Here is a 409-nt window from a genome sequence, read left to right on the forward strand (position 1 = left end):
GGGTGACCGGTGCGCCCTCGTTGAGCGTCACCGGCGTCTCGGCGTACAGGAACTCTCCGGGAATCACGGTGCCTCCCCCGCGCTCAGGCGATGGGCTCGTGGACGGTGACGAGCTTGGTGCCGTCCGGGAAGGTCGCCTCGACCTGCACGTCCGGGATCATCTCGGGGACCCCGTCCATCACGTCGGCCCTGGCCAGGATCCGACGCCCCGAGTCCATCAGCTCGGCCACGGTGCGGCCGTCCCGCGCGCCCTCCAGCACGTGGGCGGTGATCAGCGCGACCGCCTCCGGATGGTTGAGCAGCAGCCCACGGGCCCGGCGCTTGGCGGCCACGTCCGCGGCCACGTGGATCAGCAGTCGCTCCTGCTCGTGCGGGGTCAGCTGCACGCCGGCCGCCCTTCTCTCAGGCT

Annotated in this window: 1 protein-coding gene; it reads right to left on the bottom strand. The window is 72.1% G+C overall.

All coding sequences use genetic code 11. The features are described 5' to 3' along the window. Window positions 1-83: 83 nt before the first annotated feature. Window positions 84-386 (bottom strand): urease subunit gamma, encoded by a 303-nt coding sequence (locus GR197_RS31635; protein ID WP_132818145.1) that lies wholly within the window; start codon window positions 384-386, stop codon window positions 84-86. Window positions 387-409 lie beyond the last annotated feature (23 nt).

It is taken from the genome of Rhizobium phaseoli (genome assembly GCF_010668805.1).
GTDB classification, from domain to species: domain Bacteria; phylum Pseudomonadota; class Alphaproteobacteria; order Rhizobiales; family Rhizobiaceae; genus Rhizobium; species Rhizobium phaseoli_A.